At 44.0% G+C, this 17,381-nt stretch carries 17 protein-coding genes and 1 other annotated feature; of the genes, 13 read left to right on the forward strand and 4 right to left on the reverse strand.

The features are described from left to right. Positions 1-13: 13 nt before the first annotated feature. The 3 genes from R8O10_RS02280 to R8O10_RS02290 all read left to right on the forward strand — a co-directional run bounded on the left by R8O10_RS02280 (position 14) and on the right by R8O10_RS02290 (position 4,802). Positions 14-1,759: a GGDEF domain-containing protein gene (locus tag R8O10_RS02280; protein WP_033906101.1), complete on the forward strand. Its 1,746-nt coding sequence runs from the start codon at positions 14-16 to the stop codon at positions 1,757-1,759. Between the two features lie 237 nt (positions 1,760-1,996). Continuing rightward, a complete protein-coding gene (arcB, locus tag R8O10_RS02285) occupies positions 1,997-4,351 on the forward strand; it encodes an aerobic respiration two-component sensor histidine kinase ArcB (protein ID WP_005381826.1) in 2,355 nt (784 codons plus the stop codon). A 1-nt stretch (position 4,352) separates the two neighbouring features. Continuing rightward, the gene (locus R8O10_RS02290) at positions 4,353-4,802 is read left to right on the forward strand and encodes a hypothetical protein (protein WP_005381825.1); all 450 of its coding nucleotides are present in this window, start codon (positions 4,353-4,355) and stop codon (positions 4,800-4,802) included. An 85-nt stretch (positions 4,803-4,887) separates the two neighbouring features. Here R8O10_RS02290 and arcA read toward each other — a convergent pair whose 3' ends face one another. Further along, on the reverse strand, positions 4,888-5,604 hold the full coding sequence (gene arcA / locus R8O10_RS02295) for a two-component system response regulator ArcA (RefSeq protein WP_005381824.1): 717 nt from the start codon (positions 5,602-5,604) through the stop codon (positions 4,888-4,890). A 361-nt stretch (positions 5,605-5,965) separates the two neighbouring features. On the opposite strand from arcA, the gene R8O10_RS02300 reads away from it, so the two are divergent. Further along, positions 5,966-6,373: a DUF3293 domain-containing protein gene (locus tag R8O10_RS02300; RefSeq protein ID WP_005381823.1), complete on the forward strand. Its 408-nt coding sequence runs from the start codon at positions 5,966-5,968 to the stop codon at positions 6,371-6,373. Between the two features lie 64 nt (positions 6,374-6,437). Next, entirely contained in the window at positions 6,438-6,920 is a 483-nt protein-coding gene (locus R8O10_RS02305) for a putative 4-hydroxy-4-methyl-2-oxoglutarate aldolase (RefSeq protein ID WP_005381822.1), read from the forward strand. Here R8O10_RS02305 and R8O10_RS02310 read toward each other — a convergent pair. Beyond that, on the reverse strand, positions 6,917-7,387 hold the full coding sequence (locus tag R8O10_RS02310; protein WP_047102035.1) for a hypothetical protein: 471 nt from the start codon (positions 7,385-7,387) through the stop codon (positions 6,917-6,919). The genes R8O10_RS02305 and R8O10_RS02310 overlap by 4 nt on opposite strands. Positions 7,388-7,809: 422 nt before the next feature. Between R8O10_RS02310 and thrL the strand changes: the two genes are divergently transcribed. The 5 genes from thrL (at position 7,810) to R8O10_RS02335 (ending at position 13,508) form a co-directional block, all read left to right on the forward strand. Beyond that, positions 7,810-7,887, forward strand: coding sequence for a thr operon leader peptide (gene thrL / locus R8O10_RS02315; RefSeq protein ID WP_074192076.1), 78 nt, complete (start codon positions 7,810-7,812; stop codon positions 7,885-7,887). Then, positions 7,823-7,942: a sequence feature (Thr leader region), on the forward strand. It overlaps the preceding gene by 65 nt. 53 nt (positions 7,943-7,995) lie before the next feature. Then, complete coding sequence (gene thrA / locus R8O10_RS02320; RefSeq protein WP_025768424.1) at positions 7,996-10,455, forward strand: bifunctional aspartate kinase/homoserine dehydrogenase I; 2,460 nt, start codon at positions 7,996-7,998, stop codon at positions 10,453-10,455. Positions 10,456-10,475: 20 nt separating this feature from the next. After that, the gene (thrB, locus tag R8O10_RS02325) at positions 10,476-11,432 is read left to right on the forward strand and encodes a homoserine kinase (protein WP_318191066.1); all 957 of its coding nucleotides are present in this window, start codon (positions 10,476-10,478) and stop codon (positions 11,430-11,432) included. Further along, positions 11,429-12,709 carry a threonine synthase gene (thrC, locus tag R8O10_RS02330; RefSeq protein ID WP_005381818.1) on the forward strand — a complete coding sequence of 427 codons (1,281 nt, stop codon included), beginning with the start codon at positions 11,429-11,431 and terminating at the stop codon, positions 12,707-12,709. Before thrB ends, thrC begins: the two co-directional genes overlap by 4 nt. 139 nt (positions 12,710-12,848) lie before the next feature. Beyond that, complete coding sequence (locus R8O10_RS02335) at positions 12,849-13,508, forward strand: NADPH-dependent FMN reductase (protein ID WP_158173675.1); 660 nt, start codon at positions 12,849-12,851, stop codon at positions 13,506-13,508. 111 nt (positions 13,509-13,619) lie between these two features. Here R8O10_RS02335 and grcA read toward each other — a convergent pair whose 3' ends face one another. Further along, on the reverse strand, positions 13,620-13,997 hold the full coding sequence (gene grcA, locus R8O10_RS02340) for an autonomous glycyl radical cofactor GrcA (RefSeq protein WP_005381814.1): 378 nt from the start codon (positions 13,995-13,997) through the stop codon (positions 13,620-13,622). A gap of 326 nt (positions 13,998-14,323) precedes the next feature. Between grcA and nfo the strand changes: the two genes are divergently transcribed. The 3 genes from nfo (at position 14,324) to R8O10_RS02355 (ending at position 16,843) form a co-directional block, all read left to right on the forward strand. Continuing rightward, entirely contained in the window at positions 14,324-15,208 is an 885-nt protein-coding gene (nfo, locus tag R8O10_RS02345; protein WP_213968473.1) for a deoxyribonuclease IV, read from the forward strand. A gap of 289 nt (positions 15,209-15,497) precedes the next feature. After that, on the forward strand, positions 15,498-16,178 hold the full coding sequence (gene ung, locus R8O10_RS02350; RefSeq protein WP_005382846.1) for a uracil-DNA glycosylase: 681 nt from the start codon (positions 15,498-15,500) through the stop codon (positions 16,176-16,178). Between the two features lie 113 nt (positions 16,179-16,291). Further along, positions 16,292-16,843 carry a hemerythrin domain-containing protein gene (locus R8O10_RS02355; RefSeq protein ID WP_318191059.1) on the forward strand — a complete coding sequence of 184 codons (552 nt, stop codon included), beginning with the start codon at positions 16,292-16,294 and terminating at the stop codon, positions 16,841-16,843. A gap of 243 nt (positions 16,844-17,086) precedes the next feature. On the opposite strand, the gene R8O10_RS02360 is transcribed toward R8O10_RS02355, so the two are convergent. Beyond that, the gene (locus tag R8O10_RS02360) at positions 17,087-17,272 is read right to left on the reverse strand and encodes a DUF3545 family protein (protein ID WP_005381805.1); all 186 of its coding nucleotides are present in this window, start codon (positions 17,270-17,272) and stop codon (positions 17,087-17,089) included. Positions 17,273-17,381 lie beyond the last annotated feature (109 nt).

Below are 17,381 nucleotides of genomic sequence, written 5' to 3' on the forward strand. Positions count from 1 at the left end.
GAAGGTTTAAACGATGGATCAGTTACTCAATTGGCTTTGGGGTGGTCAAGGCGGTTATGGCTATGTCGTCTTGTTGTTAATCGCAGGCGTGTGCGCGTTAGCACTGATCTATTTGCACTTTCAGACGTCACTTAAGCAACTAGTAACGGATTCTCCCTATCCAGTCATAGTGGTGGACACTAGCCATGCTCAGCTCTTGCTATCTAACCAGGCTGCGATGCAGTTATTAGGCATTCGCTCTTTGGGAACGGGGTATTTGTATCCTGCTTTATTCGATATTCATGAGCTTGAGCAGTTTCTCGATCGCTTCTCTAGTCGTCATTTTCGTCAGCAGGCTTTTGACTGGCGACTATCTGATAGTGAATCTATTAAAGTGGAGCTGTCAGGCAGAAAGAGTTTATTGCGCAATCATCGAGTTTGGATTCTTTATGCTCAGCCATATCAAGCCACTCACCAAGAGCAGCAACAAGAACTTGCACAATTAATCATCGCACGTTCGGCATTAGACTCACTTTCAGAGCTGATTTGTACCCAAGACCGCCAAGGCAATCTGTTAACGACCAATCGAGCATTTGATCAATTCTGGCAAGGGCGAAGGGAAGAAGCTTGCGCATCCAAGACCTTGGGTGAGATGACCAGAAAAAGCGAACGTAAATGGACAACGGATCCACAAGGTCGAAGTTGCTTACTGGAAGTCAATCAAAACTCTCTTGTTTCGCCGAGTGGTGAGCTTATCGGTACGCTGTCTATTAGTCATGACGTGACTGAATGGCACAAGATGCAACAGAATCTGCGAGATGAAATGGAGCGTCGCAAAGATACAGAGGTGGCGCTAGCGCAAAGAGATACTATCTTACAAACGATTCTGGATGCCAGTCCGGACTCTATTGGTATTTTCAATGAGAACATGGTCTATCAAGCGTGTAATCAGCCTTTTGTTAAGGCGTTAGGAATTTCAAAAATTTCTGATTTGATAGGTAAGCGCCTCCAAGACGTGATTCCTAAAGAGATGTACGCGCGCTTAGCAGACAGTGACTTAGAAGCATTACGCCAGTTAGAGCCAGTTCGATACATAGATAAAGTCGTGAGTAGTGATGGTAAAAGTACGTGGTTTGATGTGGTGAAATCGCCTTTTAAAGATAAAGCATCAGGAACGAATGGTGTGCTGATCATGGCGCGTGATATTTCTGAGCGTTATCTTGCAGAACAAAAGTTGGAAAAAGCCAACCTAGAGTTAGAAAAATTGAGCTTTATGGATAGCTTAACTCAAGTATCGAACCGACGCCGTTTCGATGAACAACTGCAGGTATTGTGGTACCACCATGCTAGAGAAAAGCTGCCGCTCACCATCATGTTATGTGACATCGACTTTTTCAAAGATTACAACGACTGTTACGGTCACCAACAAGGTGATGAAGCGTTAGTCAGTGTTGCTACCGTGTTTACACAAGTCATCAATCGTTCTTCGGATTGTGTTGCGCGTTATGGTGGCGAGGAGTTTGGTTTTATCTTGCCGAATACCACCACGGAAGGTGCGCGCAACGTAGCACAGCGTATTCATGAGAAAATTCTACAGCTTGATATGGAACACGACAGTTCAGAAGCATCTGAACGCCTTACCGTCAGTATCGGTCTGGTCTCTTACATTCCTCAGCATGGTGATGAACCCGAAATGGGCATCGCTATGGCTGACAGTGCGTTATATCAAGCTAAAGCTGATGGACGTAATCGCACTTGTATTCACCCCAGTTCTTGCTAACGCTTTGTGACCGCTTGCTCTAAGTTGATAGCTGATTGTTTAAATCACCGTATTAAACACGTTAAACTTACACAAGCCTGTGCGCTCGTTGGTTTATCTTTTTATCTCGTATCACAAGAGCAGATCGCACCGTGTGTTTTTCACTAATCAAACAGACCTAAATTGCGTTAGGTCGAGTGCATTTACCTGTTTTTCATCATCGAATGGCGCTATCTAGCCACCACCATGGAGTAGTTAATGAAACCCATGAAAAATCTCGCCCAGTATTATGTCGACTTGCTAGTCAAACTGGGGATTGTTCGCTTCTCTATTTTGCTAGCCCTTGCGCTGGTGGCATTAGCTGTTGTGGTGCAGGTAGGGATTACTTTAGCTCTCAAAGGGCGAGTAGATGATATCGACATTGTCCGTTCGGTGTTTTTTGGTCTATTGATCACCCCTTGGGCGGTTTACTTCCTCTCTGTGGTTGTCGATCAACTAGAAGAGTCTCGCCAGCGTTTAACTAAGCTGGTGTCCAAACTGAAGGACATGCGTTCGCGAGATCAAGAGCTGAATTACCAACTTCAACAAAACATTGAAAAGCTTAACCAAGAAATTGAAGAGCGTATTAAAGCGGAAGAAGCACGTGAAGAGGCGATGCAAGACCTCGAAAATGAGGTGTTCCAACGCGAACGTACTCAATTAGAGTTGGCAGAACGTACCGCATTACTGCGTTCATTTATTGATGCCTCACCAGACTTAATTTACTACCGCAATGCGGATGGTGTTTTCTCTGGCTGTAACCGCGCGATGGAAGAGCTAACGGGCAAGAAAGAGCACCAGTTAGTCGGATTAAGCCCTTGGGATGTGTATAGCAAAGAAATCGCCGAGCATATCGTTGATACTGACCAAAAGGTTTTTGCCGATAATCAAGCAATTACTTACGAGCAATGGCTCGAATACCCAGATGGTCGCAAGCATTACTTTGAGCTGCGTAAAGTGCCATTTTACAGCAAAGATGGCCGCCACCTTGGTCTCGTTGGGTTCGGTCGTGATATCACTGAACGTAAGCGCCATGAAGAGTCGTTAGAGAAAGCAAGCCGCGACAAAACTACCTTCATCTCAACCATCAGTCATGAGCTGCGAACGCCGCTGAATGGCATTGTAGGCTTAAGTCGTATGCTTCTAGATAGTCCGTTGACAGAAGAGCAGCGTAAACACATGCAGACCATCAATGTGAGTGCGATTACTCTAGGTAACATCTTCAACGATATTATCGATATGGATAAATTTGATCGCCGTAAGTTAGAACTATTACCTGCGCCACTTAACTTCGAAGACTTCGTCGCAGAGATTGAGAGTATCTCAGCTCTGATGGCGGAACAAAAAGGGTTACGCTTTGACTTAGAACGTTTAAGCGACTTGCCAAAAGCAATTGAAGTGGATGCAACCCGTCTACGTCAGGTGATTTGGAACTTGGTCAGCAACGCAATGAAGTTCACCAAGGAAGGTGGCGTTGTGATGACAGTGAGCGCGGATGTCGAAGACGATTTTGCGACCATTATTATGGAAGTGGAAGACACAGGTATTGGTATCCCAGACGAAGAGCTAGATAAGATCTTTGCGATGTACTACCAAGTGAAATCAGGCAAGGACAACCTGCATGCGGTCGGTACAGGTATTGGTTTGGCGGTATCTAAGCAACTGATCAATATGATGGATGGTGACATTACGGTTACCAGTGAGGAAGGCTTTGGTAGCACTTTTACTGTATCGATCCACGTTCCGATTGTTGAACTAGCTGAGCCAGTCATTGATGCGAAACGCGACAATGTGCGCCTCAACATATTTATGGTCGAAGACATCGAGCTTAACGTAACTGTGGCTAAATCGTTACTAGAGAGCCTAGGGCACTCTGTCACCGTGGCAATGACGGGCCAAGAAGCGTTAGTGAACTTTGTGCCAGAAAAATACGACTTAGCGTTGTTGGATATCCAACTGCCTGATATGACGGGCTTTGATGTCGCCAATTATTACCGCAAGCATTATAACAATCTTCCTCCATTGGTCGCCTTAACTGCTAATGTAATGAAAGATCGTCGTGAATACTTAGATAACGGCATGGATGATGCTATCAGTAAGCCGCTGGCAGTGAATGCTATTCAGTCAGTGATTGATAAATTCTTCGCTCACCAGTTAGAACAACCTAAGGAAGTGGTGAGCGGTCCCGAAACAGTGGAAGAGCCAGTGCCTTCTCCTGTGATTGAGACACATTTGCTCGATATGGATATGTTAGAGTCTTACGTCGACATTGTTGGTGCAAAACCTGTCTACGACAGCATAAAAATGTTTGAAGATATGATGCCAGACTATATCGATGTCTTAGATTCGAACATGACAGCGAAAGATCAAGATGGGATTGTTTCTGAAGCGCATAAAATCAAAGGTGCTGCAGGTTCAATTGGCCTGAAACGTATCCAAAGTGTGGCGCAAAAAGCGCAATCGCCCGATATGCCAGCATGGTGGGAAAACATTTCAGACTGGGTTGAAGAGATCAAAAATGAATACCAAAACGATATTCAAGTCCTCAAAAGTTGGTTGGAACAAAGGAAATAACATGAAAAGAATCGCACCATTGGCATTAGCCATGGCATTGATGGCAGGCTGTAGTTCCGTTCCAAATGTGAATTGGCAACAAAACAGTCAGATTACGATTAATGAGGTTAATGTTGAGCTCAAAAGTAATTTATGGGTGAACCTCATGCCGAATATTGGGGACGTGGAAGAGCAAAGTATTCAAGGTGCACTTTACCTCGAAGGAGATCAGTTACTTCCTGCAAATCTAACGGCAGAAGCTCTTATTATTAAACAGGGGCAAAAAGAGTGGTTGGTGGACAGTGCGTCTTTAGATACTCGAACGCACAGTGAAAGCCGATGGGAGGTGGCGTTCTCGTCTCACATTGATGTGAACACAGAAAAATCGGTTGATATCGCAGTGCTTCTAGACGATGCGGGTAAACAGCGTTGGTTAGTCGAAAAGTACGTGAAGATTAACAAGGTTTATTAACCGCAATGATGTTGCATTAGTCGTTAGACCTAAAACAAAAAGGGCTTGCTCAATGAGCAAGCCCTTTGCATATTAGCGGTTAAATCTAGTCTTCTAGATCGCCACAGAAGCGGTAACCTTCGCCGTGGATAGTGGCGATGATTTCTGGCGTACCTGAAACAGACTCAAAGTGCTTACGGATACGACGAATCGTTACGTCTACAGTACGGTCGTGTGGCTTAAGTTCACGACCAGTCATCTTCTTAAGAAGATCTGCACGAGTTTGAATCTTACCCGGGTTCTCACAGAAGTGCAGTAATGCGCGGAACTCAGAGCGAGGTAGCTTGTAGCTATCACCAGCAGGGCTTACTAGAGAGCGGCTGTTGATGTCTAGTACCCAACCGTTGAATTCATACTTTTCTACCGAGCGCTTCTCTTCTTGCACCGCGTTAGAGCTCATTGAGCGACTAAGTAGGTTACGTGCACGAATAGTTAGTTCACGTGGGTTGAATGGTTTAGTGATGTAGTCATCTGCACCAATCTCAAGACCTAGGATCTTGTCTACTTCATTGTCACGGCCTGTCAGGAACATTAAAGCAATGTTCGCTTGCTCGCGTAATTCACGCGCTAGTAGAAGGCCATTCTTGCCTGGAAGATTAATGTCCATAATAACCAAGTTGACTGAGTTATCAGACAACACTTGGTGCATCTCTTCACCGTCACTGGCTTCAAAAACAGCGTATCCCTCTGCTTCAAAAATACTCTTAAGAGTGTTACGAGTTACTTGCTCATCTTCAACGATAAGAATCTGCGGGGTTTGCATTGGCGGTACCTAAATTTGTGACAAAATTGTGCTAATAGAATAAATTCTAGGCAAAAATATAACATACAGGTAATGTGATTTTGATAATAAATCAAGTTGATCAAAAAAACACTTCTTTCAGTTATCCGCCCTCCATGGAATTTTGCCAACTCACCAGTATCCAATGGCGACGTTTATTCTAAAGGGCTTGTTTACCTTTCATTTCCTGCTTTCAGTGGGGCCTGAAACGTAAACACCCTAAGATATTGAGCGGATTTTATATTGTTAACAGCATGCTAACAATGCTCAAATGTTAATTCCATTCAGTTTGTTGATTTATATCAATTGATGAAATGTAACTGTTATTAATCGTTTAAGACTTATGATAGAAAAAAGTAATAAGAACATAGACGCATCGTTATGGAATGCTTATTCAGAATCTTTTTTCAGATTCGAAGCCGAGTGGCGTGTTTCAAACTATGCTGTGATAACCGCTTGGAACCCATACAGTAACTTGAGGTCCAAAGAAGAGAACAGCATAAACAATCACGCGTTAGAAAAACAGCTACAGCACGTTAATTACGCGCCTGTCACGGTAGGTGATAGCGCTTTTACATGGTATGAGGAAAGCTTTGCCGTCGAGTTGTCGCCAGAGGTAGCCGTTGAATTGGCGAGTGACTTTCAACAAAACGCGATTTATTACGTCATTAATGACCAACTTTATCTTATTGCGTGCTCGCAGCCGAAAGTTTTTCATACGTTAGGCTCCATTAAACCTCGGCTCGTATAGAAGGTATAGAAAAGGATACTGCTCACTGAAGCACCGCTTGGGTGAGAAAATTCACGGAGGAAATATGAGAGACATTACACCCGATATTTGTGACCAATTTGAAGACCAAGTGAGCTTGCTTACTTTACCATTGCAGAACTTTGGTCAACGTAGCGCTTTTTACGGTGAAATCGTTACGGTGCGCTGCTATCACGATAACTCGAAAGTGCGTGAAGTACTGGGCGAAGATGGAACGGGTAAAGTATTGATTGTTGACGGGCATGGATCGTGTCAGAGAGCATTACTCGGCGATCAATTAGCGATACTCGGAATAGAAAATGGGTGGGAAGGCATCATTGTCTATGGTGCAATACGCGACGTAGCACAAATATCTCAAATGGACATTGGCGTTCAAGCTCTTGGAACTAACCCGTTTAAAACAGAGAAACGCGGGATAGGAGAGGTAAACGTAACCTTAACGATGCAAAACCAAATCGTTCAACCTAAGCACTACGTTTACGCGGACTGGAACGGTGTATTGATTTCTAAGCAAAAGCTGGACTTCTAAAAACGAAAGCCTAAACCAACCTCAAAGCCTTGTTGCCAATCTTGGTAATCAAGAGTCGCGTGAAGATCCAGTTTATCGGTAATTTTTACGCGACTTGATACTTCAGCCGCGAGGCTGCTGTCGTCTTGGCGAATACCTTCCGCTGTTTCGTTCTTGTAAGAGCGAACTGTACTTTTCAGCGTGACACGATCATTAAAGTGATAGCTGATCCCACTCAAAAAACCACTTTGATTTTGGGTAGGAGAGTTATTGACTCGCGCACCGACATAAACATCTACCGAATCAAAAAGTTCGTAGGCGTAACCCGTATCGATATTCCAAACATCAAAACTGTCAGACTGGTAACTGTCGCTGGAAATGAATAGTTTATGAGGAGAAGGGGATGTTTTACCTGGAAGCGGCGGAAGCTCGTTTGCTAGACAAACACCAGGCACAAAAAACAGCAACAGAAAAAGCCATCTTTTCATGTTCACCACTCCTTGTGTCAACTTTTTTATTAGTATGCGCCCAAAGCTTCTCACTATTAAAGCATAGAATATGAAAGCTAGCTCACCTATTTTCTAAATAATTCGATCCTATGAACATAAGTCACAGTTAAGTTGTTGTTATGTGTCACAACCCTCTCGAATTATTTGATCGTACGTTTTATGGCAAAGATCAGACTAGTTATTAGATAAAAAACCGAACTGGTGATGATGGTTAAGTCCTTTAAAAAATTAACTGTAGATTTTCAAATGATCAATAATGTGTAATTAACTATAAATATCAATGACATTGCTTAGCAGAAATCTCTGAAAGATGGAAAAACAAACAATTTTTTGTTGACTATGTATCAGAAACTCGGTAAACGTAGAGTTAAGCAAACACAATTAACGTTGAATATTTATTTATGCCATCTAACAGCCTAGTAGTAATGACCACGACCATTATTATTACCGACACGACACATGTTGGGGCAGGCTGCTGAGCGAAAGAAATTCACAAAAAAGGCCTGTATCCAACAAGATACAGGCCTTTTTTTATGCTTTTTTATCCAGAATTTAGACAAATTTAAGAAGATATACCGGAGGAAGGGATGCGAGTATTGAAGTTTGGCGGATCATCACTAGCTGATGCAGATCGCTTTTTGAGAGCGGCAGACATTATTGCCAATAACGCTCAACAAGAAGAAGTGGCGGTTGTTCTTTCCGCTCCTGGTAAAACAACAAACAAATTGGTTTCGGTCATTGAAGGCGCATTGCGCAATGGTGAAGCAGAACTACAAATCAAAGAATTGGAGGAGTCGTTTAAAACGCTCTTCACTCAAGTCCAAGCAGTACTACCCAATATCGATGGTTCAGCTTTCGATAACCAAGTGAAAACTTCTCTCTCTCAATTACGCCAATTCGTTCATGGCATCAATCTTCTTGGCATGTGCCCAAACAATGTTAATGCACGTATTATTAGCAAAGGCGAACGCGTTTCGATTCAATTGATGAAAGCAGTGTTAGAAGCCAAAGGCCAGCCTGCACATCTTATCGACCCAGTTGAATACCTATACGCAAAAGGTGATCACCTTGAAGCCATGGTTGATGTAGACGTTTCAACGCAAAACTTCCGCCAAAACCCTCTTCCTCTGGGCCATGTGAACATCATGCCAGGCTTTACCGCAGGTAACGAGAAAGGTGAATTGGTAACACTTGGTCGCAATGGCTCTGATTATTCAGCGGCGGTTCTTGCAGCGTGTCTGCGCGCAGATTGTTGTGAGATCTGGACTGACGTAGATGGTGTATACAACTGTGACCCTCGTTTAGTAGAAGATGCTCGCCTGCTTAAATCTCTTAGCTACCAAGAAGCAATGGAGCTTTCTTACTTCGGTGCTTCCGTTTTGCATCCGAAAACCATTGCTCCTATCGCGCAGTTCCACATCCCATGTCTGATCAAAAACAGCTTTAACCCACAAGGTGCAGGTACCCTGATTGGGCAAGACACTGGTGAAGACAATCTGGCGATCAAAGGTATCACGACGCTAAACGACCTAACCATGGTTAACGTCTCCGGCCCAGGTATGAAGGGTATGGTTGGCATGGCAAGCCGCGTATTTGGCGCAATGTCTTCCGCTGGTGTGTCTATTGTTCTTATTACTCAGTCTTCTTCTGAGTACAGCATTAGCTTCTGTATTGAGGCAGAAGATAAAGCAAAAGCGCAACAAGTACTGGCCGATGCGTTTGAGTTGGAACTGAAAGATAGCTTATTAGAGCCGGTCGAGTTTATTGATAATGTTTCAATCATAACGTTGGTTGGTGACGGCATGCGTACATCGCGCGGTGTTGCATCTCGCTTCTTCTCATCTCTTGCTGAAGTGAACGTAAACATTGTAGCCATCGCACAGGGCTCATCTGAGCGTGCTATCTCAGCCGTGATTCCTGAAGATAAAATCTCTGAAGCGATCAAAGCGTGTCACGAGAACCTATTCAACTCTAAGCACTTCTTAGACGTATTCGTGGTTGGTATTGGCGGCGTTGGTGGTGAGCTGGTGGATCAGATCGAGCGTCAACAGGCGAAGCTTGCGGAAAAAGGCATCGTTATTCGCGTGTGTGGCTTGGCAAACAGCAAAGGTCTTCTGCTTGATAGTGAAGGTCTGCCACTCGATCATTGGCGTGATCGTATGTCGGCAGCGACAGAAGAGTTCAGCCTAGCGCGTTTGATTTCTTTGGTTCAACGTAACCACATCATCAACCCAGTATTGGTTGACTGTACATCAAGTGAAGATATCGCGAATCAATACGCTGATTTCTTAGCTGCTGGTTTCCATGTCGTTACACCAAATAAAAAAGCAAACACAGCAAGCATGGCTTACTACCATCAGCTTCGCGATGTTGCGCGCAGCTCTCGTCGCAAGCTGATGTACGAAACAACTGTGGGGGCGGGTCTACCGGTAATCGAAAACCTGCAAAACCTAATCTCAGCGGGTGATGAGCTAGAGCGCTTTAGCGGTATTCTTTCTGGCTCTCTGTCATACATCTTCGGTAAGTTAGATGAAGGTATGAGCCTAAGTGAAGCAACTAATATCGCAAAAGAAAATGGTTTTACTGAACCGGATCCTCGTGATGATCTTTCTGGTATGGATGTCGCGCGTAAGCTTCTGATCCTAGCTCGTGAAGCAGGCATGTCTCTAGAACTAGAAGACGTTGTGGTTGATCAAGCACTGCCACCAGGTTTTGATGATTCTGGTAGCGTTGATGAATTTATGGCGCGTTTACCTGAAGCAGACGCCTACTTTAAAGAATTATCTGCAAAGGCAGCGGAAGAGGGCAAAGTACTGCGCTACGTTGGTGAAATTAATGAGGGCAAGTGCACAGTAAGCATCGCAGCGGTGGATGAAAACGATCCAATGTATAAAATCAAGGACGGTGAAAACGCACTGGCATTTTACAGCCGTTACTATCAGCCAATCCCACTAGTGTTACGTGGCTATGGTGCAGGCACCGAAGTAACGGCTGCGGGTGTATTTTCTGACGTGATGCGTACTTTAGGTTGGAAACTAGGGGTATAACAATAATGAGTTCAAGTGATATGGATGTAGTGGTTTATGCCCCAGCATCAATTGGTAATGTAAGCGTTGGCTTTGATGTGCTGGGGGCTGCCGTGTCTCCAGTGGATGGCACACTATTGGGTGACCGTGTATTGGTGAAATCTGGGGCTGATCCGTTCAGCCTTAAAACGGCGGGTGATTTTGTTGAGAAATTGCCAACTGAACCAAAAGAGAACATCGTCTACGACTGTTGGCTCGTGTTTGCTTGTGAGTTAGACAAAAAAGGCGTTGAGCTAAAACCACTTGAGATGACGCTAGAAAAGAACATGCCAATTGGCTCTGGTTTAGGCTCAAGTGCATGTTCTATCGTTGCTGCATTAGATGCATTGAACCGATTCCATGGACAGCCACTTAACGAGACAGAATTACTAGCGCTGATGGGAGAGATGGAAGGCAAGATCTCTGGTGGTATTCACTACGACAACGTTGCGCCATGTTACCTTGGTGGTGTGCAACTGATGCTTGAAGAGTTGGGTATCATCAGTCAAGAAGTGCCTTGCTTTGATGATTGGTACTGGGTGATGGCGTATCCGGGTATCAAGGTATCAACGGCGGAAGCGCGTGAGATCCTACCATCTCAATACCGCCGACAAGATATCATCGCTCATGGTCGCCACCTTGCGGGCTTTATTCATGCGTGTCATTCTGGTCAGCCAGAACTTGCTGCAAAAATGATCAAAGACGTGATCGCAGAACCGTATCGTGAGAAACTGCTTCCAGGTTTTGCGAATGCACGTCAATACGCAGCGTCTGCGGGTGCATTGGCAACCGGTATTTCTGGCAGTGGTCCGACACTGTTCAGTATTTGCAAAGAGAAAGATGTCGCTGAGCGAGTTGCTCGCTGGTTAGAACAAAACTACGTACAAAACGAAGAAGGATTCGTCCACGTTTGTCGTCTAGATAAGCAGGGTTCGAAAGTAACAGGAAGTGAGCTATGAAGCTTTACAATATAAAAGAAAATGATGAACAAGTTTCCTTTGGCCAAGCCGTTCGCCAAGGGTTAGGCCGTAACCAAGGTCTATTTTTTCCATCGGAATTACCAAAATTTGAAGATATCGATGCGCTGCTTGCAGAAGACTTTGTCTCTCGTAGCACTAAGATTCTATCGGCGTTAATTGGAGATGAACTTACAGAGGAGCAAGTGAATGCCCTTGTTGATGCTGCGTTTCAATTCCCTGCGCCTATCAACCAAGTAAAAGACGGTGTTTATGCACTGGAACTGTTCCATGGTCCAACGCTTGCGTTTAAAGACTTTGGTGGTCGCTTTATGGCGCAATCTCTTGCTGCGGTTTCGGACGGCGGCAAGATCACCATTCTGACGGCAACGTCTGGCGATACTGGCGCAGCCGTTGCGCATGCTTTCTACGGTATGGAAGACATCAATGTTGTGATTCTTTACCCGAAAGGAAAAATCAGCCCACTGCAAGAGAAGTTATTCTGTACGCTTGGTAAAAACATTCACACTGTCGCGATCGATGGCGACTTCGATGCGTGTCAGGCACTGGTTAAGCAAGCTTTTGATGATTCAGCACTGCGTGAAGAGATCGGTCTGAACTCTGCAAACTCAATCAACATCAGCCGTTTGATGGCGCAAATCTGTTACTACTTTGAAGCAGCTGCGCAAATGAGCAAGCAAGAGCGTGAAAACCTAGTGGTATCAGTACCAAGTGGTAACTTTGGTAACCTAACTGCTGGTCTACTGGCAAAAGCGCTGGGCTTGCCTATCAAACGCTTTATCGCGGCAACTAATGCCAATGACACTGTTCCTCGCTACCTAGAAACAGGTAAGTGGGAGCCAAAACCAACAGTCGCAACAACATCGAACGCGATGGACGTGAGCCAACCAAACAACTGGCCTCGTATTGAAGAGCTGTGCCGCGTGAAAGAGTGGGGCTTGGAGACGTTAGGTAAAGGCGCAGTATCTGATGAGCAAAGCGCACAGTCAGTGAAAGATTTACATGCTCTAGGCTACCTATGCGAACCGCATGGTGCGATTGCTTACCGAGTGCTTGAAGAACAATTGCAAGACGGTGAAACCGGTCTGTTCCTATGTACTGCTCACCCTGCGAAGTTCAAAGAAGTCGTGGATGATATTCTAGAATCCGATATCGAGCTTCCTGCGCCACTAGCGAAGCACGCTGCGATGGAGCTGCTATCGGAAGAGCTCGACGCAGACTTTGACGCATTGAAACAAGTACTGCGCCGCGTGCAGTAAGCTTTAAAGTATAGTAAGTATCAAAAACAGAAATAACGAGAGGTGAATGAGTAATCATTCACCTTTTTTATTGTCGGTAAGTTTTGACTCTCTTTATGATTGAGAAACGAACTTAACTAAATGAGATGGAAAGAGAAGCATGCATTTTTTGATTTTTCTTGGCTCAGTGAGAGACAGCACGCCACCACGACCAGCCCGTTTAGGAATGCGAGTCAGTAAAGCGTGTGAAAAACTCATCGCGAGTCAACATTCGCAACATACGGTCGAAATCATCGACCCTTTGAATTACGACTTTGGTGATGTGTTTAAGCCCGAGTTTGCTTATCACCGCTCTAAAGTTCCGCAGAACCTAAGTGAGCTGGCAGACAAAATCAAACATGCGGATGGGTATGTGATGGTTAGCCCGGAATATAACCATTCGATGAGTCCTGCTCTGGCGAACACGCTTAACCATTTCGGCAGTTCGCTGTTTTCTTACAAGCCGAGTGCTATCGTGACCTATTCTGCCGGACAATGGGGTGGTGTTAGAGCTGCCGTTTCTATGCGTACCTTCTTATCTGAACTTGGATGTCTACCTGTCTCTGCGATGATCCACATTCCGAAAGCGCAAGAAGTGTTTGATGAGCAGGGCGTTGCTGCGGATGAGTCGGAGCAGACGCAGTGGGACAACTATATGAATCGCACTATGCATCAATTGATTTGGTGGGCAGAAGGGGCGTCACTGCAAAGAGATAGGCTTGATCCAACCTCTTTAGCGCAAGCGTTTCAGAAAGATCCTTCGCAAAGAAATGCACCTTAGAGGCGAGTTGCTTTCCATTATAGAAAGGGTTTAGAAGGATTCTGAAACAAAAAAAGCTTGGTCATTGCTGACCAAGCTTTTTAAATTCTAGCGAGCTAGTTTACTGAGAGATTATAGAGTCTCAGTAAAAGTACGAGCGATTACATCACGTTGTTGCTCTGGAGTTAGCGAGTTAAAACGTACTGCGTAACCAGAAACACGAATAGTTAGTTGTGGGTATTTCTCTGGGTGTGCAACTGCATCTTCTAGTGTTTCGCGTTTAAGCACGTTCACGTTTAGGTGTTGGCCGCCTTCGATACGAGGAGCAGTTTCGATTGCAACTTCACGGCTTTCGTATTCACCTAGGTCGCTGATTGCGATAACTTGGTCTGCTTCGTAGCCAGCAGTTGCAGCAACACAACGAGCTTCATTTTTTTCGCTATCTAATAGCCAGATAGAGTTTAGTAGGTCGTCGTTTGCCGCTTTTGTAATTTGGATACCTTGGATCATCACTATCTCCTAGACCACTTACGTGGTGATTATTGGTGTTAATTTTCGAATTTTCGTTGAGCTGAGTATTATATAGCTAATATCCACTATTTTAATATTGATTTAAGTCAAAAAACAACCAAAAACATTATTTTTATTAAGGTGATTTTATTGAGTTAAATCAATAAAACCTTTGAAAACAAACTAATTACAATTTATTTGATAATATAAAAAATATTTAATAACTAGTTTTGTTGTAAATTTACTACAAATTGAGATTAAAGTTTAAACTGGTTAACGCAACTATCTGTATTTAGGTAGCAATACTGAAAGTCTAAAGTGATTAAATGACAAACATGAAAAACAAGCTTGGGAATAAACTCATTGGTGCACATGTCTCTGCTGCTGGTGGGGTCGATCAAGCTCCGTTGAGAGCTCGTGAAATTGGCGCGAATGCCTTCGCACTATTTACAAAAAACCAACGCCAGTGGGTGGCGAAGCCTTTAGAAGCAAAAACCATCAGTGCGTTTAAAGCGAACTGTAAAATGCTGGGTTTCGGAGCAGGGCATATTCTTCCCCATGATTCTTATCTGATTAACTTGGGTGCGCCGGAAGAAGAAAAGCTGAATAAATCCCGCGCGGCATTTATTGATGAAATGGAGCGTTGTAATCAGTTGGGGCTGACTTTGCTTAACTTCCATCCGGGTAGTCACCTAAAGAAAGTCTCTGAACAGGAGTGCCTCGCAACGATCGCCGAGTCGATCAACCTTGCGCATAAAGCGGTGCCGAATGTGATCGCTGTTATCGAGAATACGGCAGGTCAAGGCACTAACTTAGGCTGGAAGTTTGAGCACCTTGCTGAAATCATCGAGCAAGTGGAAGATAAAGATCGTGTCGGCGTTTGTATTGATACCTGCCATACCTTTACGGCTGGTTATGACTTACGTACAAAAGAAGATTGCGAGCGCACCTTTGCAGAGTTCGACCGTATCGTAGGTATGCACTATTTAAGAGCAATGCATCTAAATGATTCAAAAGTAGAGTTTGCCAGCAAAGTAGATCGCCACCATTCGCTAGGTAAAGGAGAGATCGGGTGGGATTGCTTTGAGTACATCGCGAAAGACCCTCGTTTTGATGGTATCCCTCTGATTTTGGAAACAATTGATCCAGATATTTGGCAGCAAGAGATCAACACGTTGCGTCAATTCCATTTAGCGGCCATTGCCAGTTAATGGCGTAACCACAAAGTTGGCACCTTTCTTTCTTAGTCATTGAACATCAATCTCTGAATTAGCAAAGAAGGATGCCAACATGTCTCGACCACTCTCTTTTACTCCTTATGCTTTCACTCGTCGCGTGCTTCGCTTACCGATGCCTAATCGTCACATTACCGGACAGGGGCATTTTCGAACGCCACAGAAGCATTAGTCTTTTATTACTTGTCTCAAGTTCGTGGTAAGTTTTTGTTTGTTTGAGTTTCGCTCGTTAGAATAGAAGCAAAATTTAGGACAGGAACTTTCCATGAATCAGTCACCCACTTGGCACGATGTGATCGGCGAAGAGAAAAAGCAGAGCTACTTTGTAGACACCTTGAATTTTGTTGAAGCCGAACGCGCCGCAGGCAAAGCTATTTTTCCTCCCGCAAAAGATGTCTTTAACGCGTTTCGTTTTACCGAGTTCAAAGACGTTAAGGTCGTGATTCTAGGACAAGACCCATACCACGGCCCAAATCAGGCGCATGGCCTGTGTTTCTCTGTACTTCCTGGCATTAAAACGCCACCGTCACTGGTTAATATGTATAAAGAGCTGGCGCAAGATATTGAAGGTTTCCAAATCCCTCAGCATGGTTTTTTGCAAAGCTGGGCTGAACAAGGCGTATTGTTACTCAATACGGTATTAACGGTGGAGCAAGGTAAAGCGCATTCACATTCAAAGACAGGTTGGGAAACGTTTACTGATCGAGTGATTGAAGCCATTAATCAGCATCAAGAAGGTGTAGTGTTCTTGCTGTGGGGTTCACATGCACAGAAGAAAGGTCGTTTTATCGATCGCAATAAGCACCATGTGTTAGCTGCCCCACACCCATCGCCACTTTCTGCACATCGAGGCTTTTTCGGTTGTAAGCATTTCTCTCAAGCAAACCAGTTGCTTACATCACAAGAAAAAGCACCAATTAACTGGCATTTGCCATTAACGGTATAAATGAAGAGACAGCGATCATGGATGGTATGATCGCTGTTTTTTTGAGCACGCTCGAGGCTGATAGTAAATTTCTCATGTACACTTACTAAAAGTAGGTGTTAAGGAGAGACGCTATGATGATCGAAAGAATTCGACGCGAACATGGTTATATGGTTCGTCTGTTGGCGATACTGCGCCATAAGCTTAATGAGATAAAAAAAGAACGTGTAATCAACTATGCGTTAGTAAGCGAGATTGTTGATTACCTCTCTAATCATTCGGAGAAAGTACACCACCCGAAAGAAGATATCCTCTATCACCACTTTCTTGAACACTATGGTAAGCAACAAACCATGGAAAATTTAGAGAAAGAACATCTAGAGTTAGCGAGTAAAACCAAAGAGTTTTCATCCGTGATAGAGATGATCCTTCAGGATGCTGTTGTGCCACAAGACATGTTTGTCGCTCACCTAGAAGATTTCATAGAATCGCAAAGGCACCACTTGGAGCTAGAAGAGCGAAAAATTTTGCCTCTCATTGAAGAGTTATTTACCACAGAAGATTGGCAGCATGTCGAGAGCTTATGGAGCGTCAGTGAGGATGATCCTGTGTTTGGTGACACGATTGCTGATCGTTATAAGCAGTTGGCCGAACGTGTTCGTCAAAGTGATACTGAATATGTTTAAGACTGAATGATGAAACCTGAGCGAGCGAAAGCCGTCTCTCGGGTTTGTGAGATACATTTCTTATTTATTGGGAATCAACCGAAAATTTAGTGTGCATATTTCTCGGCAAAAAGTACGGAAGATTCTCATTGAGTAATAATGGTATTCATACTTAAACCTTGGTACATAAACTCACGGTGTTTACGGTCACTGTAAACAAAAAACAAAAAACAAAAGGCACCTGTAAGGTGCCTTTTGTTTGAATTAGAGTTTAATGTCTTCCAAGTTATAATCGGTACAGACATCAAGTTCGCGCAGCTCTTTAAGCAAATTGCGTCTGTCGTTCATCTCTTCTATTTCACGCCACTTTCGCTTTACTGGTTTGGCACGAGATTTGGTTGTTGAGGTAGTATCCAGATTAAAAATGTCATCTAGTTGAAAGCCTTCCATAAGCCACCTTTACCTTTCTTAAGCTAAACTGTTGTAACCAGTCCTTGTGGAGTTTTTTTAGTACCACAATAGCCGTGAGAATAACCATGATATATTTCGCATTTGTGTC

The sequence above is a fragment of the Vibrio sp. 1727 genome (assembly GCF_033344415.1).
In the GTDB taxonomy this organism is placed as follows: Bacteria; Pseudomonadota; Gammaproteobacteria; order Enterobacterales; family Vibrionaceae; genus Vibrio; species Vibrio alginolyticus.

Coding starts and splice junctions, on each gene's coding strand:
- R8O10_RS02280 (WP_033906101.1), top strand. CDS start 14: ATGGATCAGTTACTCAATTGGCTTTGGGGTGGTCAAGGCGGTTATGGC.
- arcB (WP_005381826.1), top strand. CDS start 1,997: ATGAAACCCATGAAAAATCTCGCCCAGTATTATGTCGACTTGCTAGTC.
- R8O10_RS02290 (WP_005381825.1), top strand. CDS start 4,353: ATGAAAAGAATCGCACCATTGGCATTAGCCATGGCATTGATGGCAGGC.
- arcA (WP_005381824.1), bottom strand. CDS start 5,604: ATGCAAACCCCGCAGATTCTTATCGTTGAAGATGAGCAAGTAACTCGT.
- R8O10_RS02300 (WP_005381823.1), top strand. CDS start 5,966: ATGATAGAAAAAAGTAATAAGAACATAGACGCATCGTTATGGAATGCT.
- R8O10_RS02305 (WP_005381822.1), top strand. CDS start 6,438: ATGAGAGACATTACACCCGATATTTGTGACCAATTTGAAGACCAAGTG.
- R8O10_RS02310 (WP_047102035.1), bottom strand. CDS start 7,387: ATGAAAAGATGGCTTTTTCTGTTGCTGTTTTTTGTGCCTGGTGTTTGT.
- thrL (WP_074192076.1), top strand. CDS start 7,810: ATGCCATCTAACAGCCTAGTAGTAATGACCACGACCATTATTATTACC.
- thrA (WP_025768424.1), top strand. CDS start 7,996: ATGCGAGTATTGAAGTTTGGCGGATCATCACTAGCTGATGCAGATCGC.
- thrB (WP_318191066.1), top strand. CDS start 10,476: ATGGATGTAGTGGTTTATGCCCCAGCATCAATTGGTAATGTAAGCGTT.
- thrC (WP_005381818.1), top strand. CDS start 11,429: ATGAAGCTTTACAATATAAAAGAAAATGATGAACAAGTTTCCTTTGGC.
- R8O10_RS02335 (WP_158173675.1), top strand. CDS start 12,849: ATGCATTTTTTGATTTTTCTTGGCTCAGTGAGAGACAGCACGCCACCA.
- grcA (WP_005381814.1), bottom strand. CDS start 13,997: ATGATCCAAGGTATCCAAATTACAAAAGCGGCAAACGACGACCTACTA.
- nfo (WP_213968473.1), top strand. CDS start 14,324: ATGACAAACATGAAAAACAAGCTTGGGAATAAACTCATTGGTGCACAT.
- ung (WP_005382846.1), top strand. CDS start 15,498: ATGAATCAGTCACCCACTTGGCACGATGTGATCGGCGAAGAGAAAAAG.
- R8O10_RS02355 (WP_318191059.1), top strand. CDS start 16,292: ATGATGATCGAAAGAATTCGACGCGAACATGGTTATATGGTTCGTCTG.
- R8O10_RS02360 (WP_005381805.1), bottom strand. CDS start 17,272: ATGGAAGGCTTTCAACTAGATGACATTTTTAATCTGGATACTACCTCA.